We start from the raw sequence: 23,807 nt of genomic DNA, 5'->3' as shown, positions 1-23,807 counted from the left end.
CAACTGCCGCCCGTCCCCGCCGCCCGATCAGGACGGCGGGGACTCGGCGTCCCATCAGTCGGTGAGGAGCCAGACGGCGGTGTCGGGCGGCAGATCCGTCCCGTCGACCGGGCCGCTGGCGATCAGCACCCGATCGTGGGGCGGCAACGCCACCGCTTCCACGCCGCAGTTGATCACGCAGGTCAGCGGGCCCCGGCGGAAGGACAGCGCGTCACCCGGCGCCTCCACCCAGGTGATCCCACCCGGCAGGGTGCCGACGACCTCCCGGCGGGTCGCGAGCGCGCGGCGGTAGAACGACAGCGTCGAGATGGGGTCGGCCGCCTGACGCTCGGCGGTGAGGCCGGCCCAGTCGGCGGGCTGCGGCAGCCACGAACCCCCCGGCCCGAAGCCGTACGGCGGGGCCGTTCCCGACCACGGCAGGGGCACCCGGCACCCGTCGCGGCCCAGGAGCTCGCCGTTCGAGCGGAAGAAGATGGGGTCCTGGCGCGATTCCGGCGGCAGGTCTCGCACCTCGGGCAGCCCCAGCTCCTCGCCCTGGTAGAGGTACGCGGACCCGGGAAGGGCGAGCATGGCCAGCAGCGCCGCACGCGCCCTGGCCAGGCCCATCGACGGATCGGACGCCCCCTCCCCATAGCGGGTGGGATGCCGTACGACGTCGTGGTTGGACAGCACCCAGGTCGGCGAGGTCATGGAGCGCAGCGTGTCGTCGATCACCTTGCGGAACGCCGTGGCCGACCACGGCGCCTCCAGCCAGGCGAAGTTGAAGCTCTGGTGCAGCTCGTCGGGGCGCACGTAGAGGGCGAGGTCCTCGGCGGAGTCGGTCCAGACCTCGCCGATCGCGACACGCGTCCCCGGGAAGGAGTCGAGCACCCTGCGCCACTCGCGGTAGATGTCGTGCACCTCCGGCTGGCTCCAGATCGGCGACCGGGAGGTGAACCCGGGCTCGGTGTCGGGCAGCGCGGCGTCCTTGATGAGCCCCATGGCCACGTCGATGCGGAAGCCGTCCACGCCGCGCGCGAGCCAGAACCGCAGGATGTCGAGGAACTCCTCGCGCACCTCGGGGTTGCGCCAGTTGAAGTCGGGCTGCTGGGGGGCGAACAGGTGGAGGTACCACTGCCCGTCGGCCACCTGCGTCCAGGCAGGCCCGCCGAAGGTGGACATCCAGTTGTTCGGCTCCCGCCGCCCGCCGTCGGCCGCGGGGGCGGGGGCGTCGCGGAACATGTACCGCTCGCGTTCCTCGGAGCCCCTGGTGGACGCCAGGGCCTTCTGGAACCAGGGGTGGGCCGAGGAGCTGTGGTTGGGCACGATGTCCACGATCAGCCGCAGCCCGTGGGCGTGCGCCTCCTCGACGAGCGCGTCGAAGTCGTCGAGCGAGCCGAAGAGCGGGTCCACGTCGCGGTAGTCGGCCACGTCGTAGCCGCCGTCGGCCATGGGGGAGGGGTAGAAGGGGGTCAGCCAGATCGCGTCGACACCGAGCTCCGCCAGGTACGGCAGGCGGTCACGCACTCCTGCGAGGTCGCCGATCCCGTCACCCGAGGCGTCGGCGAAGCTGCGGACATAGATCTCGTAGACGACGGCGTCGCGCCACCAGGGGGTTGTTCGCATGATTCAGTCGCTGCCCGATGTTTCCCCGACTTATGCGTTGACCATGCTGTGGGCGGCGTACACCATGTAGTCCCACAGCTGCCGCTCCCGGTCGGGCGGCAGCTCCAGTGAGCGTACGGCGTCGCCCATGTGGCGCAGCCAGGCGTCCCGCTCGGCCTCTCCGATGACGAACGGCGCGTGCCGCATGCGAAGCCTGGGGTGGCCCCGCTCCTGGCTGTAGGTGTTGGGCCCGCCCCAGTACTGGATCAGGAACATCCTCAGCCGCTCCTCGGCGCCCGCCATGTCGTCCTCGGGGTAGAGGGGGCGCAGCAGCGGGTCCTCGGCGACGCCTTCGTAGAAGCGGTGGACGAGTTTGTGGAAGGCGTCCTCGCCCCCGACCGTCTCGTAGAAGGACTGTGTCTGCTCGCTCGTCACGGTTTAAGCCTAGGTCAAGAACCGGATGATGCGGTCAGGCCGCGAACGTGATGCTCTTCTCGTCGAAGGCCCGCTTCACCCGGAGCCGCAGCTCCCTGGCGACCTCGAGTTGCCTCGCCGGCGCGGTCTTCACGGTGACGCGGAAGATGATGGAGGTGCCGGAGACCTGCTCAAGCCCGTAGACCTGCGGCTCCTCCACGATCAGGGTGTCGCGGAAGTCCGGGTCCTCCCACAGGTCCACGGCGATGTCCTTCAGCAGGTCGCGGACGGCCGCCACGTCCGCCTCGTACGGCACGGGCACGTCGACCAGGGCTCGCGACCAGCCCTGTGACTCGTTGCCGACCCGGGTGATCGTGCCGTTGCGCACGTACCAGACCTTGCCGTCGGCGTCGCGGAGGCGGGTGATGCGCAAGGTGACGGCTTCGACCGTGCCGGTGGCCACTCCCGTGTCGATCACGTCGCCCACGCCGTACTGGTCCTCCAGCAGCATGAACATCCCGGCGATGAAGTCCTTGACGAGCTCCTGGGCGCCGAATCCGACGGCCACGCCGATGATCCCGACGCTGGTCAGCAAAGGAGCCAGAGGAAGCCCTAGCCGCTGCAGCATCATGAGCGCGGCCGTGCCCAGTACGAGCACGGAGGCGAGGCTCCGCAGGACCGAGCCCATGGTCTCGGCTCGCTGCCGGCGGCGCTCGGTGAGGATCGCGGTCGTCGCGTTGCCGGACAGGAGCGCCCGGTTGCGCAGCCGCTCCGGCAGCACGCCCTCGCTCGCGCGGAGGGTGAGCCCGGTGATCAGCCGGTGGATCACGTTACGGACGATGAGCGCGCCGGCCAGGATCAGCACCAGCACCAGCAGGACGTCCACCACCCCCGCGACCAGTGGCACCCATGGCGGTAGCGCCCTGCCCGGGAATGAGCTGTTGATCAGCGTGCAGATGAAGCCCTCGTTCTTCTGGCAGTCCGACATCACCCCCTGGATGACCCGGCTGGGATCCACGGACGGCGTTGGGTCGGGTGTCGCGGGCGTCAGCGGCAACACGAGGTGGATCCCCCTCTTGGAGCGGTTCGGTCGGCAGATGCGGGCAGGTCGTGAAACCTAGCCCATACTGCCGACTGAACCGGCCTCGCGTCACATCGCCGGGGAAGACGGGAGCCTGTCCCGCCCGGGGCCGCGGAGGGCGGGCCGGACAGTCTCCAGTGACGGAAGGCAGGACGCGGGCACGCACCCGGAAGCGTGTCCGACGCCGTTCTCCTTGAGGGGGATCCCCCCGGTGGCCGTCCGGTCCCGCCTCGCGGGCCGGTCCGGACGACGTTCGGTGGCGCGCGGCGCACCGCGCGCGGTCTCATCCCCCGCGTACGGCATGCCGCACGCGGGCCTTCGTCCGCCTGCCCCGGCGGGGTGCCCCCGCCGGGCGGACGGGCGGCGGGGGTGACGCAGGGCCGGCGGGAGGCCGCAGCGCCGCAGAGCCGTGCGCGCACGGCTCCGCGACACTCCGCACCCGGCATCCCGCCGGCCCCGGGGGCCGCGGTGGGTGCGGCGTCCCTGTGGTGACTGCGCTTCACCCGGGCCGCCGCCTTCCCCTACTCGCTCACCGCGGCGAGCACGCGCGCGACCTTGGTGGCCGCGCCCGCGGGGTCGTCCGCACGGTGCATCCGCTCACCCCACGACCACCAGTAGTCCGCCGCCTGGCAGACCACGTTCTCGGTGAGGCTGGTCGCGTGAGGATTGATCACCCGTGCGTACGGGCGGCCTGACGGGGTTCGCACGACACGTGCGATCAACCCTCGGGCGTCGAGCTCCGTCACCAGACGCTCCAATAGCCGGAAATCGTCCTCCCCCACCGTGAGTCCTCCTTCATTTGGTGCTTAGGGGTCGATATGTGTGCTTCTCGTCCCCCGGCACGTTCGGCCTGGTGCGCCAAAGATGACTCACCGAACTCATTGGGTCAACGTCGAGTAGTGAGGGCGTGGTGGAGGAAAACCCAAGTTGGTTGAAAGAACCTCCTAACCGGGAGACGATCCTTATTCAGCGCGTTCAGACATGGGTCTTGGCCGCGGCGTGGTTGGTCCATCATTATTGTGTGGGCGGAGTGCGACGACCGTGTCACTCTCCGCCACCCAGTGAATGGGACCGGCCGGGAACATGTGGGCTGTGGACGCGGCCGGCCACGAGAGAGGGGCCGGAATGTCCGGCAGGCAGCACAGGGAGACGGAGATCGCGCGCCAGGTGCGGGCGCGTGGCCTGGCCGCCGGGCGTGGCCTGGCACAGATCGCCGAGGAGATCCACGAGGTCTGCGGGCCGCAGTTCGGCACGACGAAGATCAAGGCTCACCGCCTGTCGAACGGCATCGCGCTCGCCGATGTCACCGAGCAGGTGCGGGCACTCTTCGAAAGAGACGGAAAACCCGTCCCCGGCATCGGTGAGACGCTACTGTCCGCGTACGAGTCGGGGATGAAGCGTCCGGGTCCGGAATATCTTCACTACCTGTGTTCGGTCTACCGGGTTGAACCGCTGGCCCTCGGCTTCGAGGGCCCGTGCATCTGTGGCCACGCCCACGTGGTCTGCGGAGCCCCGGGTGGCGGGGTCTCGCAAGTTGACTTATCTGATACTTCCCCTGTTCCGCGCGAAGCGCCGGTCCTCGTGGACCGCGGCTACCCCTCGCCGGACGGGGGTGAGGAGGACGAGAACGTGCTACGGAGGACGCTGTTGCAGCTCCTCGCCGGCACCGCGGGGGCGTCTGCGCTTGACAGCCAGGTGCACGGCGCGGTGGAGAACCTTCGGCGGCGGATGGACGACACCATGGTGTCGGCCACCGTGTCCCCGGCGATGCTCGACCAGTGGGAGCAGTCCACCACCGGCTTCGGCCGGCAATACATGAACACCCCCCCGCTGCGGCTGCTCTGCGATGTGATGCTGGAGTTCTCGGCCGTACGGAAGGCCCTGGAACGCCGCCAGCCCGTCGACGTCCAGGAACGGCTGTGCCGGATGGCCGCCCAGCTCGCCGGCCTGTCCGGCATGATCATGATTGATCTCGGGGACCACCGCATGGCCCGTTCGTTCTTCCGCACCGGCCGCACCGCGGCCGACGAGACCGGCGATCGTGCGCTGCGCGCCTGGGTGACCGCGCGCGAAGCGCTGGTCCCGCTCTACTACGGCGATCCGCGTGAGGCGCTCACGCTCGCCAAGAAGAGCCGCGACCTCGCCGGCCACACCCCCTGCGCGGCGCGCACGATGGCACCGGTGGTCGAGGCCAGGGCGCTCGCGATGCTGACCGGTGCCAACGGCCCCAGGCACGAGGTCGTGGAGCAGGCGAAACGGGCGCTGCACCGGGCCAGGGCCGCCTTCGAGCAGATGAGCGTCAACGAGCAGGAGGACGCGGCCTTCGGCTACACCGAGCGGCAGCTCTACTTCTACCAGGGCGATGTCCTGGTCAAGCTGGGCCAGACGCTGGAGGCCGACGTGATCCTCGAACAGGCCCTCGGGAAGTACTCGGGGGAGGATCTGCTCGACCAGACGCTGATCCGGTTCGACCGGGCGCTGTGCCGGCTGATCGAGGGCGACGTCGAGGCGGCGCTCAAGATGGGGCAGGCGGCCATCGAGATGGTGGACGAGGGATATCGCACCGACCTCATGATGCGCCCCGCCTACGATCTGATGAAGGCCGTCCAGGCCAAGTACGGCGACGTGCCGGCGCTCAAGCAGTTCCGTGAGTCGCTCGTGCCGGGCGCGGTCGCTCCACCGGATCCCGATCTCGGCAAGGACATCGCGTGACCGCCGGCGAGGGGAACGGGTGACCCGGTGCGGGAGAAGTACATGCGCGAAGAAGTCGAGACCACGGGTGTTCCTGCTGGTTCTGAGGGCAGCGGCCAACGCATGACGGCGCGGCTCAGGGTTCGCCGGTACCGGTGGTCCGACCTCGACGCGGTGTGGTCCCTGCACCAGCTCGGCCTGGCTCAGGTCGGGCTGGCCCCGGGCGACGGCGTCTACTACGACGACGACTTCCCCCGCATCACCGAGATCTATCTCGCCGATCGGGGGGAGTTCCTTGTCGGGGAGGTGCGGGGCGCGGGCATCGTCGCCATGGGTGGCCTGCGCCGCATCGACGACGACGTCGCCGACATGTGCCGCCTGCGCGTCCACCCGGACCACCAGCGCCAGGGCTACGGGACGCGGATCACGCGGGAACTGGAGAGCCGGGCCCGCCGGCTCGGCTATTCGGTCCTCCGCGGGGACACCACGGTGCGGCAGACGGCGGCCCTGGAGCTTTACCGCAAATCCGGCTGGCAGGAGGTGCGCCGCGAGGCACGCGGGGACACAGTGGTGATTTACATCGAGAAACAGCTAGACGCGGTAGTTTCTCGGCTTTTCTCCCGATAGATAATGCTTCCGGGCCTTGGCGGATAGTGGATTCAACTCAATACTTGTGCCTTGTCCGTACATCTCACCGCAGTACCTGTGGGGAATGAGGCACAAGTGAAGAAGATCATCATTCGCAAGCCGGGGACGATGAAGCTCACAGGCAGCGCGAGCGTCATCCACAAGGGGTGAAGGACCACCTTCGCCTCGTCTGGGTCCGGGGAGACCTTTCCCGCGACCGTGTGGCGGCGCTCCGCTCCCTGGAGCTGCCCTTCCCCCTGACGCCCGTGCTGAACGGGCATCGCCGGCTGCGCGGTCCTTACACCGTGGGTGGTGCGATCCTTCGCGCCCTCGTTCCCGCGGCGTTGGAGCGTTCCCCCGGCCTGCTCTCCGAGCACGACATCGAGATCCGGTCCGTGGCGCCCGACCTGGGGTCGCTGGTTCCGGCTCGCCGGGAGACCATCGAGGCGCACCTGCCCGAGGACGAGCGGATCCTCGTCCCCGCGCCTCGGCGGACGCTGCGGATCGCCAACGGCGTCGCCGAGTTCGTCCGCGACTGCCTTCCCGGGCCGTCGGCCCTGCGGGTGGACAACGTCCACGAGGCCGATCCGACCGACTGGGAGCTGCTGCGCGTCCTCGCGCGCCGGGTGCCCGGGCTCACGGTGGCCGTTGGTTCGCCGGAGCCGCCCTCCGTCGCCGCGGTGCCGATCGAGGCGGCCGCCGCGGACGGCCCTCCGGACGACTACGTCGCGTCCGACGGCACCTGCGACGATCCCCGGGCATACCAGGCCTACCTCGCGCTGCCGCCCGGGGAGCGGGCACGACGGCACGAGAGGCGCGCCGCCGAGCTAGGGGAGGAGTTCGCCCTCGGCGCCGTGCCGTACCACCTGGAGCACGCGGGCGATCGGGACGCGGCGGCCAGGGCGCTGTGGACCGCCGTCGACCGGTGCGTCACCGAGGGCTACCTGCACGCCGTCGCCGAGCTGGGCCGGCGTGGGCTGCGGTTCGCCGAGCCCGGCTCGGACCTGTGGTGGAGGTTCACCCATCGCACGGCCACAGCCCTCGCGGGGCTCGGCCGGCGGGAGGAGGCACTGGACCTCTACGACCGCGCGCGGCGGGTGAGCGTCGATCCGGCCGTCCACGCCGCCTCGGCGTACGGCACCGCGATGCTGGACGCCCGCCACCCCGACCCGCGGCAGCGCGACCTGCCGCGGGCCACGGAGTGGATCAACGAGGCCATCGCCATCTCGACGCTGCTGCCCGACCGGCGTGAGCGGGCGTTCAAGCTCGGCTTCGACCAGAACGGGCGGGCGCTGATCGAGATGCGGGAGGGCAGGCTGGCCGCGGCTCTGGACCTCGTGGAGTCGGCGATCGACCTCGCCGAGCGTGATCTGCCTCCGCAGGCCCATCCGGTGCACCGGATGGTGCTGCTCGCCAACCGGGCCCAGCTCCTGGCCCGCGCGGGGCGGGGCGGTGAGGCCCTGCGTGATCTCGACCGGGCGATCGCCATCGACCCGGTCTTCCCCGACCACTATCTCGAACGGGGGAATCTGCTGGTGGAGCTGGGCCGGCCGGACGACGCGCTGGCCGACTACGAGACCGCGATGCGCGTCAGCCCGCCCCTGCCGGAGGCGTACTACAACCGGGCCGAGCTCCACCTCGCCGCGGGAAACCTGGAGCGGGCCAGGGCCGACCTCGATCATGTGCTGGAGCTCGATCCCGAGTATCTGAACGCGTACGTCAACCGCGCGGGTCTCCTGGAGATGCTCGGCGAGCACGACGCCGCGCGCCGGGACGTGGAGGCGGGCCTGGCCCTCGACCCCGGCAACGCCCACCTGCACGGCGTGCTCGGGCAGCTGGAGACCGCGGCCGGCCGCCACGACGAGGCGAGGCTGGCCTTCGACACGGCGCTGGCGGCCGGCCCCGGGCTCGCCTCGGCCTGGGCCAACCGGGCGATCCTGCGCTACGAGACCGGTGACTGCCCGGGCGCCGTCGACGACCTGACGAGGGCCATCGAGCTGGGCGAGGACGCGGCGCTCTACTTCAACCGGGCGACGGCCCTGGCCGCCCTCGGCCGCACCGCGGAGGCGCGGCGGGACCTCGCGAGGGCGCACGCCCTCGCCCCCGACGATCCGGACGTCCTGCTGGCGTTGAAGCGCCATGAGGAGGCCCGGTGAGCGGTGGCCCTACCCTAGGACCGAAGCAGTCACTCCCCGCCGAGGATCGAAGCCATGAGCGCTGAATACGTGCTGACCCTGTCCTGCCCGGACCGTCCCGGAGTGGTCGCCGCCGTCTCCGGGCTGCTGGCCAGGGAAGGCTGCAACATCATCGAGAGCCAGCAGTTCGGCGACCCGGTCGAGCGGCGGTTCTTCATGCGGGTCCAGTTCTCCGGCGAGCCCACCCTGGACGCGCTGCGCACGGCCTTCGCGGCGCTGGCGCCGGAGTTCGGCATGGACTTCCAGCTCTTCGACCGCGCGGTGCGGACGCGGGCGCTGGTGCTGGTCAGCAAGTTCGACCACTGCCTCAACGACCTGCTGTACCGGGTCCGCTCGGGGCTGCTGCCGATCGACATCGTCGGGGTGGCCTCCAACCACCCGGACCTGCGGCCGCTCACCCAGTCGAACGGCGTCGACTACCACCATCTGCCGGTGACCCCGGAGACCAGGCCGCGGCAGGAGGCGGACATCCTCACCCTGGTCGACCACTACCAGGCCGACCTCGTGGTGCTCGCGCGCTACATGCAGGTGCTGTCGGAGGACCTGTGCGCCAAGCTCGCCGGCCGAGTGATCAACATCCACCACTCGTTCCTGCCGTCGTTCAAGGGAGCCAAGCCGTACCACCAGGCGCATTCGCGCGGGGTGAAGCTCATCGGCGCCACGGCGCACTACGTGACGGGCGACCTGGACGAGGGCCCGATCATCGAGCAGGAGGTCGCCCGGGTGAACCACACCCACTCGCCGGACGACCTGACCGCGATCGGCCGCGACCTGGAATGCCAGGCGCTGGCCAGGGCGGTCCGGTGGCACGCCGAGCACCGCGTGCTGCTCGACGGGCACAAGACCGTCATCTTCCCCCGGTGAGCCCCGCGAGGGCCGCGGTGTGAATCCCGCCGTGGGCCCGCCCGCAGTGAGCGGGCCCACGGGGAGTCAGTCCGCGACCCGCAGGCCCGTGTGCCGGGCCAGGAACGCGAGCTGGTCGGCGGCCAGCTCGACAGACTTGCTCACGGCGCGGGCGCCGTGGCCCACCTCGGTCTCGTTGCGCAGCAGGATGGGGCGGTCGCCCGCCTGGGCGTGCTGCAGGGCCGCGGCCATCTTCCACGCGTGCAGCGGGTGCACGCGTGTGTCGGAGGCGAACACGGCGAACAGCGTGGCCGGGTAGGAGACGCCCTCACGAACATGGTGATACGGCGAGTAGCCCCACAGCCAGGCGAATTCCTCGGGGACGTCGGCGGAGCCGTACTCGACGTTCCACGTGGCGCCGAGCCCGAACTTCTCGTACCTGATCATGTCGAGCAGCGGCGCCGCGCACACGACGGCGGCGTACAGGTCGGGCCGCTGGGTGAGCGCCGCGCCCACGAGGAGGCCGCCGTTGGAGCCGCCGGAGATCGCGAGCATGTCCGGGTTCGTGACACCGCCGGCGATCAGGTGCTCGGCGGCGGCGTGCAGGTCGTCGAAGACGTTCTGCTTGCTGCCCAGCATGCCGGCCCGGTGCCACTGCTCGCCCTGCTCCCCGCCACCTCTGAGCTGGGCGACGGCGTAGACGCCGCCCGCCTCCACCCAGGCGAGCGTGGTCGCCGAGAAGCCGGGGTTCAGCGAGATGCCGAAGCCGCCGTACCCGTACAGGATGGTGGGCCGTGGGCCCGCGCCCTCCCGTGAGGTCACCAGCATGTGGACCTCGGTGCCGTCCGCCGAGCGGTAGACGACCTGCTCGGTGGTCGCCTCGGGCACCTGGACCGCGCCGGGAGGGGCCTCCCACAGCGTCGTCTCACCGGTCAGCGCGTCGAACCGGTAGACCGCGGTCGGCGTGATGTTGTCGGTGTAGCTGAACCACGCCTCGTGGCCGCCCTCGGGACGCTCGGAGATGCCGCCGATCGAGCCGAGCCCGGGCGCGGGGACCTCGCCGACCCGCGCGCCGTCCTCCAGCGCGTGGATCGTGATCTCGGAGATCGCGTGCCGCGTCCAGCCTGCGAGCATGACCGGCGCGGGCAGGTCGTCGAGGATCGCGAAGTCCGACAGAACCGCCTCCGGGTCCTCGGGGACCAGGTCGCGCCAGCTCCGCGGCTCGGGCGCGCCGGGTGTGGTGACGCAGATGCGGCCGCGCGGGGCGTCGAGGTCGGTGAAGACGTACAGCCTGCCGTCCCTGCCGAAGTGGAGCCCGGTCTGGGCGTCGACGTCCTGCTGGACGGTGATCAGCTCCGGCGCCTGCGCGGGTGACGCGGACAGGTCGGCGATCCACAGGTCGTTGCGCGGCGCCGTGCCGCGCGAGGCGGAGATCGACAGCCAGCGGCCGTCCCGGGAGACCGAGACGCCGTAGTAGTTGGTCTTCTCCAGGCCCTCGCCGAAGATCATCACGTCGTCGTCGGGGGAGGAGCCGACGCGGTGCAGGTAGACCCTCCGGTGGAACTGCTCCTCGCCGTCGGGCACCTCGGAGGGGGCGAGCCTGCGGACGTAGTAGTACGCCTCGCCACCGGGCAGCCAGGCGACGGGGGAGTACCGGCACCGGTCGATCGGTCCCTCGACGATCTCGCCGGTCGCGACGTCGATCACGTAGAGCCGTGACTCCTCGTCGCCGCCCACGGAGATCTGGTACGCGAGCCGGGCCCCCTCCTTGTCGGGCTGGTAGGAGTCGAGCGTGGTCAGCCCCGAAGGGTCGAGGGCCGTCGGATCGAGCAGCGCACGCTCGCCGCCGGCGTCGGCGACGTACAGCACCGGGTGCTCCTGGTCGGGGGTGCGGCGGGTGAAGAACCGGCGCTCGCCCCGCCAGGACGGCGTGCCGATCGATCCCGACCGCAGCAACTCGGCGACGCGCCGCCGGAAGTGGTCCCGCCCCTCCAGCTCGGCGTCGCGGAACAGCGTCTCCTGCGCGTCGAGCCACTCCTTGGTCGCCGGGTCGTCCGGGTCCTCCAGCCAGCGGTACGGGTCGGGGACGGGAGTTCCGTGGAGCGCGTCGACGATGGCGTCACGGCGGGCGGGCGGGTACGGCGGTCGCGTCATGCTGGCACTTTAAAGCAGGCGGGCGGGTGAGTCGGTACATCGTCCACACCCGGCCAAGACGGGAATAAAGGGACGATGCGTGGGGCATAAGAGCAGCAGGCGTCCCGGTCGCCGGCTCCGTACCCGCTTATGGGGTGGCGAAGTGGCCGCCGAACAGGCCACACTTTGGTGAGAGGGCGGTGCCGTGGTGACTATCCGCTGGGCCGTCCGGCGGAGGTCCCTGTGACGGAAGCACCCGGGTCCCAACCAGCGGGGCCACAACCCAGGCGCACAGCCGAGACTGCTGTGGAGGCCGGCTGATGCGCCAAGTCCTTCTGCTCAACGCCACCTATGAACCGCTCACCACTCTCTCCATGCACCGGGCCGTCATCCTGGTTCTGAGGGAGAAGGCGGACATCGTCCACCGGGACGGCCGGGGCGCGGTGCTGCGCTCCGCCACCCGGACGCTCGACGTTCCGTCGGTGATCCGGCTGCGCCGATATGTCCGCATCCCCTTCAGAAGCCGTATCCCGCTCACGCGGGCGGCGCTGATGCGCCGTGACAACTTCCGCTGCGCCTACTGCGGCCAGCGGGCCGAGACCATCGACCACGTGATCCCACGGTCGCGGGGAGGCCCCCACACCTGGGAGAACTGCGTGGCCTCCTGCATGCCGTGCAACCACCGCAAGGCCGACCGCCTGCTGGAGGAGCTGGGGTGGACGCTCGGCGTCGCCCCGGTGGTGCCACACGGCGCCCACTGGCGGCTCATCGGCGCGCAACTCGACGGTGATCCCCTGTGGGCGCCCTATCTGGCCGAGTCGGCGGCCTGAAGAAGACCCACATGAACTGGACGTACACCACGGATGTGGAGGAGTACGCCTCCGTCGCCGAGCCCTGGCTGCTGCGTGACCCGGTGCGGAACACGGTCCCGCTGACCGTGCTGCGCGGGATACGCGGCGGCCAGTTCGCGGAGACCGCCCTGATGGGGTGGGCCGTCGACGCCGGGGAGGTGGTGGGCGCGGTCAGCCACACGCCGCCCTACCCCCTCCTGCTGGGCGAGGTCCCGCTCGCCGCCCTGCCTCCGCTCGCCGGCGACCTCATCGAGATCGATCACGTCATCCCCGGGGTCGCCGGCCCGATGCCGGTCGTGGAGGCCTTCGCCGGTTCCTGGTGGCGACCCGAGACCGGACGCCGGTCGGAGCGCCTCTTCCGGCTCGGCACGCTGGAGCCGGCGCAGGCGTCCGGGAAGGCTCGTACGGCGACCCTCGCCGATCTGCCGCTGGCGGTCGGATGGTTCCGGGGCTTCCAGGAGGAGGCGCACGTCGACCGGGCGGCCGATCCCACCCCTGCCGTCTCCGTACGGATCAACCGTGAGGAGCTGGTCTTCTGGGAGGACGGCGGCTCTCCCGTGTCGATCGCCGGGGTCTCCGCGCCGATCGCCGGCATGTCGCGGATCGGCCCCGTCTACACGCCGCCCGGCCTGCGCCGCAAGGGGTACGGCGCGGCCGTCACCCACGCGGCCAGCCGTAAGGCGCTGGCCGAGGGGGCAGGGGAGGTGCTCCTGTTCACCGACCTCGCCAACCCGACGTCCAACTCGATCTACTGGAAGCTCGGCTACCGGCCGGTCGACGACTACGCCACCATCCATTTCCAGTGAGTCGTGGCCGCCCCTCCGGCGCGCTCGCGGCCGGCCCCGTTGCCACGCTCGGCTGCGCGCCCCTCACGCCGCAAGGACGGCAGGCGTCCCGGCAGCACGCGGCGGCGCTGGAGCGGATCGTCGAGATCGCCCGCGTGAATCTCCCTCGTCGCACGTCCCGTCCTGCACGAAAGTCCGGGGTGCTCTCCTGGCGGGTCAGGTCGCGGGAATCCGGCCGCGCGCCGGGCGGTGGCCGGGCCTTACGCTAGGGGCATGCCTCGTTACGACTACCGCTGCCGCGCGTGCGGATCGACCTTCGAGCTCAACCGGCCCATGGCCGAGGCGAGCGCCCCGGCGGCCTGCCCCTCCGGGCACGACGACACGGTGAAGCTGCTGTCCACCGTCGCGGTCACCGGTAAGGCCTCCGGCGGGCCGGCGCCCTCCGCCTCCTCGGGCGGCGGGTGCTGCGGGGGCGGCTGCTGCGGCTGACCGGCCGCCCTCAGGCACTGGTACCCGTCGCGGCGGGGTCGTCGCCGTCGATCCCGGACAGTCGTCCTTCGCTGATGTCGCGAAAGGCATCCTGCGCGACCCAGCGTTTCTCGGCATCCTCGATGTCGATCTGAACGAGCCGCACACCCACGTTGCCCCTGCTCGTCGGGCTCTGGGTGAGATGTCGTAGGCGGAGGCACGACGCGTGGCTCGCCAGTGACCTGAAGCTCTCTCCCGCCAGACGGTAGTGCGCACGCCTGCTCGGTTCCCTGCACCACTCGACGATCTCGTGAACGTTGCCGCAGCAGTCGTCGACGCCATGCCGCGAGCGTCCCCCGGGGAGGGTCCCCACCGGTTGAAGGCGCCCCTCTTCTTCCCAGGAGTACGTGAGATTCGCCCTGAGCGGATCCGCCGGCTCGGAGCCCCAGGGGAAGAGGCAGTCTTCACATCCCGCCAGCGTGATCCATTCGGCGGCGGTCGGTACAGCCCACATCTTCCCCGATCGGTAGGCCCTCTTGTTGCACTGGACGAGCAGTCGCGTCAGGTGTTCGGCCAACGCCTCTTCTGGCGCGGGTCGCTCCAGTTCGATGACGTAGGGATAACTGGCCCGGCCCGCCGCCGGTTCCAGATCGTCCAGCAGGCGAACGACATCGCCCATGGTCAGGGGATGCGCTGTGGCCGCGAAGCGATAGTCGCACAGGGCACCGGCCGGGACGGGTTTCAGTTTGCCGGCGAAGTCGTATCCGGTGGATTGACGGTATGTCCGGGTGAGACTGCGGAGTCTGCCGAAATGGTGTCGCATCTGGGGCGTGGCATCCTCGGTCAGCTTGCGTTCCTCGGAACCGAGGGCCAGATGGAGCTCTTTACGCAGGGCTGGATCGTCGCGCACGATCTCGAAGAGCAATCCCATGACCGAGGAGAAGCGACTGGCCGAATTGTCGGCTTTCTTCGTTATGTCTGCGACCATCCGTGAGATCGGCCACGCCGTGCGCGTTCCTGAAGCGGCCCGCTGCAGGAGATCGAGCAGAGCCACCCAGGCCATGCGCAGCTGTGTCTCCCGAGCCTGATCCTTGGCTTTGAGGATCTTCTGACTCTGCTCGATGAGCCACAACCGCGAACCTGGATCCTGCTTGTCCGGGTGCAGGACCATGTCCGCGGCGAGCACGGCCAAGAACTCCGCCACCGAGGTGACACGCACGCGAAAGCCGTGAAAACGGGTCACCGCCTCCACGACCCAGCCCTTGGCCAGGACGGTCTCCAGGAACGTGAGCAGTTTCGCCAGCGCATCATCCTTGGTGGCCTCCAGCGGCTTGCGGTCTCCGCGGAGGATGTCGGCGGGCGCGGAATGAAACTTCACGTCGTAGCGGGCCAGCAGGTTCGTCAGACGGATGCTGAAGTCGGGCTCGTCGCCTGCGGTCGCGGTCGGCTGCAGGCTCCGGGCCTCCACCCGGCCCCAGGCCGCCCCCCACTGCTCCGCGACGGCTTCCGACTCTCCGCAGGCGATCACGAAGTAATAGAGCCCCTTACGAGGTGGGTAGCGGCGATTGATGATGTAGTCGTTCAGCGAGGAGGCGGAATACTCCTCGTTGATCCGCCTGGCCATCTCCCGCATGGACGGCTTCCCGCTGAGGACGTGCAGACGGCGCAGGAGAAGAATCAGCTCCTCCCGTGTCGTGACGGAGGCCAAGTCGAAATCGTCAGCCTCCATGGATGCGACCTCTGGCCGTCCAGTTTCGTCCAGACATGTCACGAGAGTGTACGAGAACGGCGGTCGCTGTCCCGGATTGTTCACCCATCTACTGGACATCGCCTCCCTTGGGTCTTCTGGATTCGCACGCATCCGAGACCGAGGAGACTCCGATGAACGAGAGCCATGCCAAGCTGTACTGGCGTATCCGTATCGTCCTGGAATTCGTGAAGACGGCGCTCTGGGCCGTTCTCCAGATCGCCTGGCATTCGTGGATCTGACGGCTCACCTGGCGGGTGGCGCTGACCGGCCGGGTGCACTCAACCGGCCACAGCCCACCCGCGGGGTGATCTCAGCCCTTCGAGCGGCCGGGCCGCCACGCGAGGGCCGTGGATCGCGCGGCAGGGCAGCTGACGTCGAGAGCCTGTGCGGCCCTCAACGGAAGGCCGGCCGTCTGTGCGCCGACGCGTCCGCGACGCGGTCGCCGAGCAGGAGCGCGGCGACCGCTTCCGGGGCCTCGTGCATCGCGTCGTGCCCGGTGGGGAGGTCGTGGACCTGCCACTCGGGGTCGGCGTGGAGCCGGGCGCGGAGCTCGGCGAACGGCGTCCGGTCTTCCCATCCCGAGCAGTAGACGAACTCCCGGCGGGGGACCTGGGCGAGCGCGCCGGTGAGCCGGATCGTCTGCAGGAACGAGGCCAGGGGGTGGGGGCGGCGGCGGGGATCGCCGCCGTCGGGCGGCCGGACGGCGTAGCCGGTGGCCGCGGCGCCGGCGGCGAACACTCCACGGAAGTGGTCGTTCGTCGACGACCAGCACGACTCGCCGTCGCGCGGTGCGTAGGCGTCGAGATGCACCAGTCGTGAGATCCGGCCGTCAGCGCGGTCGGCGGCGGCGGCGATCACCATCCCGGCGTAGCTGTGGCCGACCAGCGTCGCGTCGGTGATGCGATTGCGATCGAGGTGCCGCAACACGTCGTCGGCGTGCGTGTCGAGGTTGGCGGTCGCGACCGTCGCGTTGTCGTCGTCTGGCCGCAGACCGGTCAGGGTCAGGGCGTGAACGGTGTGACCGGCACGCTCCAGCAGCGGAACCACCGCCTCGAACGACCAGGAGCCCTTCCAGGCGCCGGGCACAAGGACGAACGTCGTCATGCGTCTCTCCTTCTCTCTCAAGCCGCGGCATCGAGGCGCGCCGCGCTGATGACATGTGGTGCGTCCGGGCGCTGTGCGCGACGGACGACCACTTCGCATGAAGGAAGTCTCGCCAGATCAGGGTGTGGCGGGCTACCGATAGGATGCCAACTGATGCCTGTTCGCCGCCAACCTGGCCCGATCACCGGTGTGACGTCACATATATGGCCGTCCGCCGGGCGCCACCTGTGGCCATCCGGTGGGACAAGCGCGGTGCAGTCGCACGCACGGGGACACCTGGTGTACGCGGCCGGCGGCGTCCTGGCGGTTCACACCGAGAGCGGCACGTCGATCGTTCCCGCCAACCGGGTCGCCTGGACCCCCGCCGGATTCACGCACTACCACCGTGCCCACGGCGACACCGATATGCGGATCGTCTTCCTCGCGCCATCCCTCGCCCGGCTCCTCCCCGGCCATCCCGCCGTGTTCCTGGCCTCCGGCCTCGCCCGCGAAGTCCTGCTCGCCCTGACCGGACCCCGCGACCGCGACGCCGCCGCGCCCGAATACAGCCGGTCCGCGCGCTCCCGCCTCCATCGAGTCCTCGTCGAGGAACTACGCGAAGCACACGAACAGCCACTGCACCTGCCGGAGCCGCGGGACGACCGGCTGCAGGCCATCGCCCGGATGCTGTACGAGAAGCCGGCGGACAACTCCACGCTGGCCGAGCTCGGGAAGGCGATCGGAGCCAGCACCCGCACCCTCAGCCGACTGTTCCGCGACGAACTCGGCATGACCTTCTACGAATGGCGCACGCAGCTACGCGTCTACCACGCGCTCGTGCTCCTCGCCGACGGCCACGACACCACCCAAACCGCCTACGCCTGCGGATGGGCCAACCCCAGCGGCTTCATCGCAGCGTTCACCGAGATCATCGGAACGACCCCGGGCCGCTACCGAACCGGTCGCCGGTCCACCGCACGCGCATCTCAACGTCTGGACCCGAGCCGCCCGGGAGGCGGGCGGCTCGAGCCGGACGGGTCAGACCCGACGGGGTAGACCGGACGGGCGCAGGCGGGACGGGCCAGGCCGCCGGACGACGCAGGGGGGACGGGCCAGGCCGCCGGACGGCGCAGGGGGGACGGGTCAGGCCGCCGGGCGGCGCTGGGCTGTCACGCGGCGCTGGAAGGGGAGGTAGCGGGAGGGGAGATGAGCCCGGGCCGGGAGGTCGGTCGGCTCGACGGCGAGGATGCGGTCGAAGCGGAACGCCCTGATGGACCGGCGCATCCGGCACCAGCCCACCAGGTACCAGTACTCGCCGTGGACCAGGCAGGTCACCGGCTCGACGTCGCGGACCGACAGCCGGCCCCCGGCGTCGTGGTACTGGATCCGGACCACCAGGCGGGCGGTGATCGCACCCGCGACCACCCGGGCTCGCCGGGCGACGTCGGTCGGGAGCGGGGTGGTCAGGGTGGTCAGAGTCGTGGCGATGACCTCGTCGTCGAGGTCGAGGTGGGCGAAGGCGTGACGCAGTCCGCGACGGGCGGTGACGGACTGCGGGCCCGCACCCAGATGGGCGAGTGACAGGGCGAGGGCGGCGAGTTCTTCGGCTGTCAAGGCGTGGCGTGTGACGTTGGCCATACCTTGACGATAACGACGACCACTGACATTTTCCGAACGCCCTCTCGGAAAAACGGTCCGAGAGGGCTGTCCGAATGGACAGAGCTTCCTAACGGGAGAGCTGGGACAGGTCCCGGGAGGCACCCGTGGACGCGGAGGTCGTCAGGGCGGCGTAGGCCTGCAGCGCGGCCGACACCGGCCGCTGCCGGTTACGCGGGCGGTAGCCGCCGAGCTCGGCGAGCAGCTTCTCGCGGCGCGCGGTCAGCACCTCCTCGGGCACCCGCAGTTCCATGGAGCGGCCGGGGATGTCGATCTCGACGAGGTCGCCGTCCTCGACCAGCGCGATGTCGCCGCCTTCGGCGGCCTCCGGCGACGCGTGGCCGATGGACAGGCCGGACGTGCCGCCCGAGAACCGCCCGTCGGTGACCAGCGCGCACACCTTGCCGAGGCCCTTGCCCTTGAGGAAGCTCGTCGGGTAGAGCATCTCCTGCATGCCGGGGCCGCCCTTGGGGCCCTCGTAGCGGATGACCACCACGTCGCCGGCCTTGACCTTGCCGGCCAGGATGCCGTCGACCGCGTCCTCCTGCGACTCGAACACGACCGCGGGCCCGGAGAAGCGCCAGATCGACTCGTCGACCCCGGCCGTCTTCACGACCGCCCCGTCCCTGGAGATGTTGCCGTAGAGCACGGCGAGGCCGCCGTCACGGGTGTAGGCGTGCTCGGCGTCGCGGATGCAGCCCTCCGACCTGTCGAGGTCGAGCGTGTCCCAGCGCGCGTCCTGCGAGTACGCCTTGACCGTCCGGACGTTGCCGGGGGCGGCGTGCCACAGCTCGACCGCCTCGTCGGTGACGCCGGGGGACTGGGGGTCCCACGCGGAGATGGTCTCGCCCAGCGTGACGCCGTTGACGGTGTGGGTGTCGCGGTGGATCAGCCCGGCCCGGTCGAGCTCGCCGAGGATGCCGGGGATGCCGCCGGCCCGGTGCACGTCCTCGACGTGGTACTTCGCGGTGGCGGGGGCGACCTTGCACAGGCAGGGCACCCGCAGCGAGACCTCGTTGATCTCCTTGAGCCCGAAGTCGACGCCCGCCTCACGGGCGGCGGCGAGCAGGTGGAGGATCGTGTTGGTCGAGCCGCCCATGGCGACGTCGAGGGCCATCGCGTTCTCGAACGCGTCGTGGGTGGCGATGTTCCTCGGCAGGACCGACTCGTCATCCTGCTCGTAGTAGCGCCGGGTGATGTCGACGACCGCGCGACCGGCGTTCTCGAACAGCGTCTTGCGCGCCTTGTGGGTCGCGAGGATGGTGCCGTTCCCGGGAAGTGCCAGCCCGATCGCCTCGGTGAGGCAGTTCATGGAGTTGGCGGTGAACATGCCGCTGCACGAGCCGCAGGTCGGGCAGGCGTTCTCCTCCATCTCCAGCAGCTCGGCGTCGGACACGCTGTCGTCCGCGGAGGCGATCATCGGGTCGATCAGGTCGAGCTTCTTGCCCGGGATCTTGCCGGCCTCCATCGGGCCGCCGGAGACGAAGACCGTGGGGATGTTCAGGCGGAAGGCCGCCAGCAGCATGCCCGGTGTGATCTTGTCGCAGTTGGACACGCAGATCAGCGCGTCGGCGCAGTGGGCGTTGACCATGTACTCGACCGCGTCGGCGATGAGCTCGCGGGACGGCAGCGAGTAGAGCATGCCGCCGTGGCCCATCGCGATGCCGTCGTCGACCGCGATCGTGTTGAACTCGCGCGGGATGGCCCCCGCCTCGCGGACCGCTCCGGCCACCACCTCGGCGACCTCGCGCAGGTGCACGTGGCCGGGGACGAACTGGGTGAAGCTGTTGGCCACGGCGACGATCGGTTTGCCGAAGTCGCCACCGGCTACGCCTGTCGCCCGGAGCAGAGCCCGGGCACCGGCCATGTTCCTGCCGTGTGTGACCGTACGGGACCTGAGCGCGGGCATGGGCATGCTCCCATCCGAAGACTACGAGTCCTCAAATGGTACGACCGTTGCCCGGCTGCCGAGACCGGGTGTCCACTACTCGGGATATCGCGCCGGCAGGACCCGCTCCGCGGCGCGGTAGATCGACTCGATCTCCGCCGTCGTGAGCGACCGCTCCCGCTTGACGATCCACTTGCGGACCAGGCCGCCCGAGAAGACGTCGACGTCGCGGATGTTGAGGATGCGCCAGGGGATCGCGGGGCCGTAGATCGCAAGGGAGGGGACGACCGTGATCTCGCGGCCGAGGGCCTTGCTGATACGGTCGCTGGCCTGCGCCGCCTCCCACCGCGCCTCGTCGAGCCGGGGCTTGCGGTTGAACGGCCCGTGGAACAGCTTGCGGTGCGACTGGACGCGCACCGGGAGCCGTTTGTCCCACTTCTCCGAGTCCACCGCGTACACGCCGGTGGGACCGACCACGAGGTGGTCGATCTGGGCCTCGCTGCCGGGGATGGCCCGGGCGTGCAGCGTCTTGTAGCCGCTGCGCTCCAGCTTCTTGAGCTGGGCCTCGGTGCGCCGCTCGGCGGCGGAGGCGCGGCGCCACGCGGGAATCGACGACACCGTCCTCGCCTGGTGGACGGCGTCCCCGATGAACGCGAGGACGGCGGCCGTCAGCCCGATCCGCCAGCCGCCCAGCAGGACGCCGACCACCACCCCGGCCACCAGCGCGACGAGCACGCGACGGCGGAGGGGACGGTAGCGCGGATCCCGCACCAGGCTCCGTACGGAGGCGCGCTCAACGGGCGCGTACGTAGACGCGGGGGCCTCGGCCGGCGTCGACGGACGCTCGGCGTGCTCCGAGGTGTGGTCACTCACCCAGATAGGTGACGTATCGTGACCGTCTTCTGGCGCTAGACCGGTATCCACATCACTCACGGTAGTTGAGCCGTCAGCGGCTTGCCTAGTGTTGGATGGTTCATACTTTTGTGGCCTGCTTCTGCCGATTCGCTGTCGCGGGTTGTGGGTATCCTCTCTAGATATCTGCGCGGCGGACGCCTACCGTTCGGTAACGTGGCGCACATTCATGATCTTACTGCTCTTGAGCAGGCACAGGCCGTCCGGTCGGGTGAACTCTCCCCGGTCGAGATCACCGAGCACTATCTGGAGCGCATCGAGCGGCTCGACCGTGATCTCGGCGCATTCGTGACCGTCACCGCCGGGCGCGCTCTTGAGCAGGCCAGGCGGCAGGAGGAGCGGGTCGCCTCCGGCGAGGAGCTGCCGCCGCTGCTGGGCGTCCCCATCCCCATCAAGGACCTCAACCTCGTCAAGGACGTGCCGATCCACTTCGGCTCCGCGACGTACGAGGGCTTCGTGGCGCCGGTGGACGACAGCGTGGTGGAGCGGCTGAGGGACGCCGGCACGATCATGCTGGGCAAGACGAGCACGCCCGAGTTCGGCCTGCCGTGCTACACGGAGACGTTCGTCGGCCCGCCGACGCGCACACCCTGGGACACGTCACGCTCGGCGGGCGGGTCGAGCGGGGGAGCCGCGGCGGCGGTGGCCGCCGGTCTCGCACCCGCCGCTCAGGGCAGCGACGGCGCCGGGTCGATCCGCATCCCCGCGTCCGTGTGCGGCCTGTACGGCATCAAGCCGACGCGGGGCCGGATCTCGTCCGCGCCGATCATCCCCGACCTCGCCGGGCTGTCCACGAACGGCCCTCTCACCCGCACCGTCGCCGACGCGGCGGCCCTGCTGGACGTGATGGCGCACAACAACCCCGGCGACCTGTACTACGCACCGCCGCCGGCTCTCGGGTCGTTCTCGGTGTACGCGGGCAGGGACCCGGGCCGGTTGAGGATCGCCCGCTACGCCACTCCCGCCGTGCCGGAAGCCGAAGTGCATCCGGACGTGCTGGCCGCCTACGAGAGCGCGTCGGCGGTGCTGGAGTCGCTGGGCCACGACGTCGTGGAGATCGCGGCGCCGTTCGGGGAGGACATGGTGCCCGAGTTCGTGAAGCTGTGGTTCAGCTTCGCCTGTATGCATCCGGTGGCGCAGGAGATGGAGCCGAAGCTGCGCCCGCTCACGGCGTGGCTGCGCGAGCGCGGCTTCGCCACCCCGGCGCCCGACTTCCTGCAGGCGCAGGCGGCACTGCAACTCGCCACCCGTTTCGCGCTGCTCGTGACCGACGAGTACGACGCGGTGCTCACGCCGACTGTCACCCAGCCGCCCGTGCCGGTGGGCTGGTTCGAGGACGTCGACTCGCCGGAGGAGACGTTCGAGCGGATGAAGCGGTTCGCACCCTTCGCCGCGATATACAACGTGAGCGGCCAGCCGGCGGTGAACCTTCCGCTCTACTGGACGCCGGACGGTCTGCCCATCGGTGTCATGCTGGCGGGCCGGTTCGCCGACGAGGGCACGCTCATCTCGCTGTCGGCGCAGGTGGAGGCTTCCGTCGGCGGTTTCTGGGGCGACCGCAGGCCGCCGGTCTGGTGACGGCCCCGGGAATTGTCGGTGCGCCGTGATGTGATGCTCGCAACTGGCCTTCCAGCGGTTTCACCGTGAGGCGCCCGCTCCGGGCGCCAGGGGAGCGCCGAACCGGCGGCGCGGAGAGGACTTGGCGTGGCAACGCTTCAGGAACGGGTGCAGGAGGTCGCGGACGACCTGGTGGGCAGCGGTGCGGAGACGGGGCTCCAGGTCGCCGTCTACAGGGACGGCGTCCAGGTCGTGGACGTCGTCGCCGGGGTGGCCGACTCCACCACCGGGCGCCCGGTGACCTCCGACACGCCCTTCTACGCCTATTCGGTGGGCAAGGCGATGACGGCCACGATCGTCCACATCCTCGCGGAGCGCGGCGCGTTCGGTGAGGCCGAGTACGACGCGAAGGTCGCCGAGTTCTGGCCGGAGTTCGCGCAGAACGGCAAGGGGGGCGTGACGATCAGGCACGCGCTCACCCACACCGCCGGCATACCCGGGCTGCCTTCCGACGTGACCCCGGAGGAGGTCTGCGACTGGGATCGCATCTGCGCCCGGGTCGCGGCACTCGAGCCGTGGTGGGAGCCCGGCGCCAAGACCGCATACCACGCCTACACCTTCGGCTTCATCCTCGGCGAGCTCGTCCGCCGCGTCACCGGGCGCCGCGTCTCCGATCTGCTGCGCACCGAGATCGCCGAACCGCTCGGCGTGCGGGGTGAGCTGTGGTTCGGCATGCCGGACGCCGAGATCCCCGGGGCGGCGCGGCTGGAGGACGATCCGGCCGCGGCGGGGTTCGAGATGCCGCCCGACTCGCCGTTCTGGAGGCTCGCGCCTCCCGCGGTGAGCCCGGATGCGACGTTCGGCAACCGCACGGACGTGCTCGGGGCCGACATACCCGCGGGCGGGAAGGTGTCCGCGCGTGCGATCGCCCGTATGTACGCCGCTTTGCTGGGCGAGGTGGACGGTGTGCGGCTGCTGCCGGCCGAGCGGCTCAAGTTGCTGACCCACGTCGAGTTCTCCGGGTCCGACGAGATCTTCGGCATGCCGTCGTCGTGGAGTCTCGGGCTCTCCCCAGGCCGTCCTGGCGCGGAGCCCGGGGGGCAGGACACCTGGTTCGGCTGGGGCGGGGTGGGCGGCGCCTACGCGGGAATGGACCCCGCGACCGGCACCACGCTCGCCGTCAGCAAGAACCGGCTCGGCGTCGACTTCGAAACGGCGACACGGATCGCGTCCGTCGTCACCGGCTGAGGCCGAGGCTGAGGCTGAGGCCTTGGGCAGCGGCCGGCGCC

20 protein-coding genes are annotated in these 23,807 nt (G+C 70.4%); 10 read left to right on the top strand and 10 right to left on the bottom strand.

The features are described from left to right. Positions 1–54: 54 nt before the first annotated feature. From AB0B72_RS16325 to AB0B72_RS16310, 4 genes are all read right to left on the bottom strand, one after another. Positions 55–1,605: an alpha-amylase family glycosyl hydrolase gene (locus tag AB0B72_RS16325; RefSeq protein ID WP_367739572.1), complete on the bottom strand. Its 1,551-nt coding sequence runs from the start codon at positions 1,603–1,605 to the stop codon at positions 55–57. A 30-nt stretch (positions 1,606–1,635) separates the two neighbouring features. Next, positions 1,636–2,019, bottom strand: coding sequence for a globin (locus AB0B72_RS16320; protein ID WP_367739571.1), 384 nt, complete (start codon positions 2,017–2,019; stop codon positions 1,636–1,638). Between the two features lie 34 nt (positions 2,020–2,053). Then, positions 2,054–3,058, bottom strand: coding sequence for a mechanosensitive ion channel family protein (locus AB0B72_RS16315; protein WP_367739570.1), 1,005 nt, complete (start codon positions 3,056–3,058; stop codon positions 2,054–2,056). A gap of 542 nt (positions 3,059–3,600) precedes the next feature. Then, entirely contained in the window at positions 3,601–3,861 is a 261-nt protein-coding gene (locus AB0B72_RS16310; protein ID WP_367739569.1) for a hypothetical protein, read from the bottom strand. Between the two features lie 343 nt (positions 3,862–4,204). On the opposite strand from AB0B72_RS16310, the gene AB0B72_RS16305 reads away from it, so the two are divergent. The 4 genes from AB0B72_RS16305 to purU all read left to right on the top strand — a co-directional run bounded on the left by AB0B72_RS16305 (position 4,205) and on the right by purU (position 9,456). After that, entirely contained in the window at positions 4,205–5,791 is a 1,587-nt protein-coding gene (locus AB0B72_RS16305; RefSeq protein WP_367739568.1) for an XRE family transcriptional regulator, read from the top strand. A gap of 42 nt (positions 5,792–5,833) precedes the next feature. Beyond that, positions 5,834–6,397 (top strand): GNAT family N-acetyltransferase, encoded by a 564-nt coding sequence (locus AB0B72_RS16300; RefSeq protein WP_367739567.1) that lies wholly within the window; start codon positions 5,834–5,836, stop codon positions 6,395–6,397. A 167-nt stretch (positions 6,398–6,564) separates the two neighbouring features. Beyond that, complete coding sequence (locus tag AB0B72_RS16295) at positions 6,565–8,553, top strand: tetratricopeptide repeat protein (RefSeq protein ID WP_367739566.1); 1,989 nt, start codon at positions 6,565–6,567, stop codon at positions 8,551–8,553. Positions 8,554–8,607: 54 nt separating this feature from the next. Next, a complete protein-coding gene (gene purU, locus AB0B72_RS16290; protein ID WP_367739565.1) occupies positions 8,608–9,456 on the top strand; it encodes a formyltetrahydrofolate deformylase in 849 nt (282 codons plus the stop codon). Between the two features lie 66 nt (positions 9,457–9,522). Here the strand turns inward: purU and AB0B72_RS16285 are convergent, their stop codons facing one another. Further along, positions 9,523–11,589, bottom strand: coding sequence for a prolyl oligopeptidase family protein (locus AB0B72_RS16285; RefSeq protein WP_367739564.1), 2,067 nt, complete (start codon positions 11,587–11,589; stop codon positions 9,523–9,525). A gap of 299 nt (positions 11,590–11,888) precedes the next feature. Here AB0B72_RS16285 and AB0B72_RS16280 point away from each other — a divergent pair, with 299 nt between their 5' ends. The 3 genes from AB0B72_RS16280 (at position 11,889) to AB0B72_RS16270 (ending at position 13,693) form a co-directional block, all read left to right on the top strand. Then, positions 11,889–12,398, top strand: coding sequence for an HNH endonuclease (locus AB0B72_RS16280; protein WP_367739563.1), 510 nt, complete (start codon positions 11,889–11,891; stop codon positions 12,396–12,398). Positions 12,399–12,409: 11 nt separating this feature from the next. Then, on the top strand, positions 12,410–13,225 hold the full coding sequence (locus AB0B72_RS16275; protein ID WP_367739561.1) for a GNAT family N-acetyltransferase: 816 nt from the start codon (positions 12,410–12,412) through the stop codon (positions 13,223–13,225). A 252-nt stretch (positions 13,226–13,477) separates the two neighbouring features. Next, positions 13,478–13,693, top strand: a complete 216-nt coding sequence (locus AB0B72_RS16270) for a zinc ribbon domain-containing protein (RefSeq protein WP_367739560.1) — start codon at positions 13,478–13,480, stop codon at positions 13,691–13,693. A gap of 10 nt (positions 13,694–13,703) precedes the next feature. Here AB0B72_RS16270 and AB0B72_RS16265 read toward each other — a convergent pair whose 3' ends face one another. Further along, the gene (locus tag AB0B72_RS16265) at positions 13,704–15,401 is read right to left on the bottom strand and encodes a hypothetical protein (RefSeq protein ID WP_367739559.1); all 1,698 of its coding nucleotides are present in this window, start codon (positions 15,399–15,401) and stop codon (positions 13,704–13,706) included. A gap of 414 nt (positions 15,402–15,815) precedes the next feature. After that, the gene (locus tag AB0B72_RS16260; protein ID WP_367739558.1) at positions 15,816–16,526 is read right to left on the bottom strand and encodes an alpha/beta fold hydrolase; all 711 of its coding nucleotides are present in this window, start codon (positions 16,524–16,526) and stop codon (positions 15,816–15,818) included. A 252-nt stretch (positions 16,527–16,778) separates the two neighbouring features. On the opposite strand from AB0B72_RS16260, the gene AB0B72_RS16255 reads away from it, so the two are divergent. Beyond that, complete coding sequence (locus tag AB0B72_RS16255; protein WP_367739557.1) at positions 16,779–17,561, top strand: helix-turn-helix transcriptional regulator; 783 nt, start codon at positions 16,779–16,781, stop codon at positions 17,559–17,561. Between the two features lie 87 nt (positions 17,562–17,648). On the opposite strand, the gene AB0B72_RS16250 is transcribed toward AB0B72_RS16255, so the two are convergent. The 3 genes from AB0B72_RS16250 to AB0B72_RS16240 form a co-directional block, all read right to left on the bottom strand. Next, complete coding sequence (locus tag AB0B72_RS16250; protein WP_367739556.1) at positions 17,649–18,143, bottom strand: helix-turn-helix transcriptional regulator; 495 nt, start codon at positions 18,141–18,143, stop codon at positions 17,649–17,651. A gap of 88 nt (positions 18,144–18,231) precedes the next feature. After that, complete coding sequence (gene ilvD / locus AB0B72_RS16245; protein WP_367739555.1) at positions 18,232–20,070, bottom strand: dihydroxy-acid dehydratase; 1,839 nt, start codon at positions 20,068–20,070, stop codon at positions 18,232–18,234. Positions 20,071–20,145: 75 nt separating this feature from the next. Further along, on the bottom strand, positions 20,146–20,922 hold the full coding sequence (locus AB0B72_RS16240; RefSeq protein ID WP_367739554.1) for a nuclease-related domain-containing protein: 777 nt from the start codon (positions 20,920–20,922) through the stop codon (positions 20,146–20,148). Positions 20,923–21,117: 195 nt separating this feature from the next. On the opposite strand from AB0B72_RS16240, the gene AB0B72_RS16235 reads away from it, so the two are divergent. Together AB0B72_RS16235 and AB0B72_RS16230 are read left to right on the top strand one after the other, a co-directional pair. Continuing rightward, the gene (locus AB0B72_RS16235) at positions 21,118–22,539 is read left to right on the top strand and encodes an amidase (protein ID WP_367739553.1); all 1,422 of its coding nucleotides are present in this window, start codon (positions 21,118–21,120) and stop codon (positions 22,537–22,539) included. A 126-nt stretch (positions 22,540–22,665) separates the two neighbouring features. Next, positions 22,666–23,766, top strand: coding sequence for a serine hydrolase domain-containing protein (locus AB0B72_RS16230; protein WP_367739552.1), 1,101 nt, complete (start codon positions 22,666–22,668; stop codon positions 23,764–23,766). Positions 23,767–23,807: the final 41 nt, after the last annotated feature.

Origin of the sequence: Microbispora sp. NPDC049125, assembly GCF_040802045.1 — a bacterium.
Classification (GTDB): domain Bacteria; phylum Actinomycetota; class Actinomycetes; order Streptosporangiales; family Streptosporangiaceae; genus Microbispora.
This window is presented reverse-complemented; position numbering and strand designations above follow the sequence as displayed.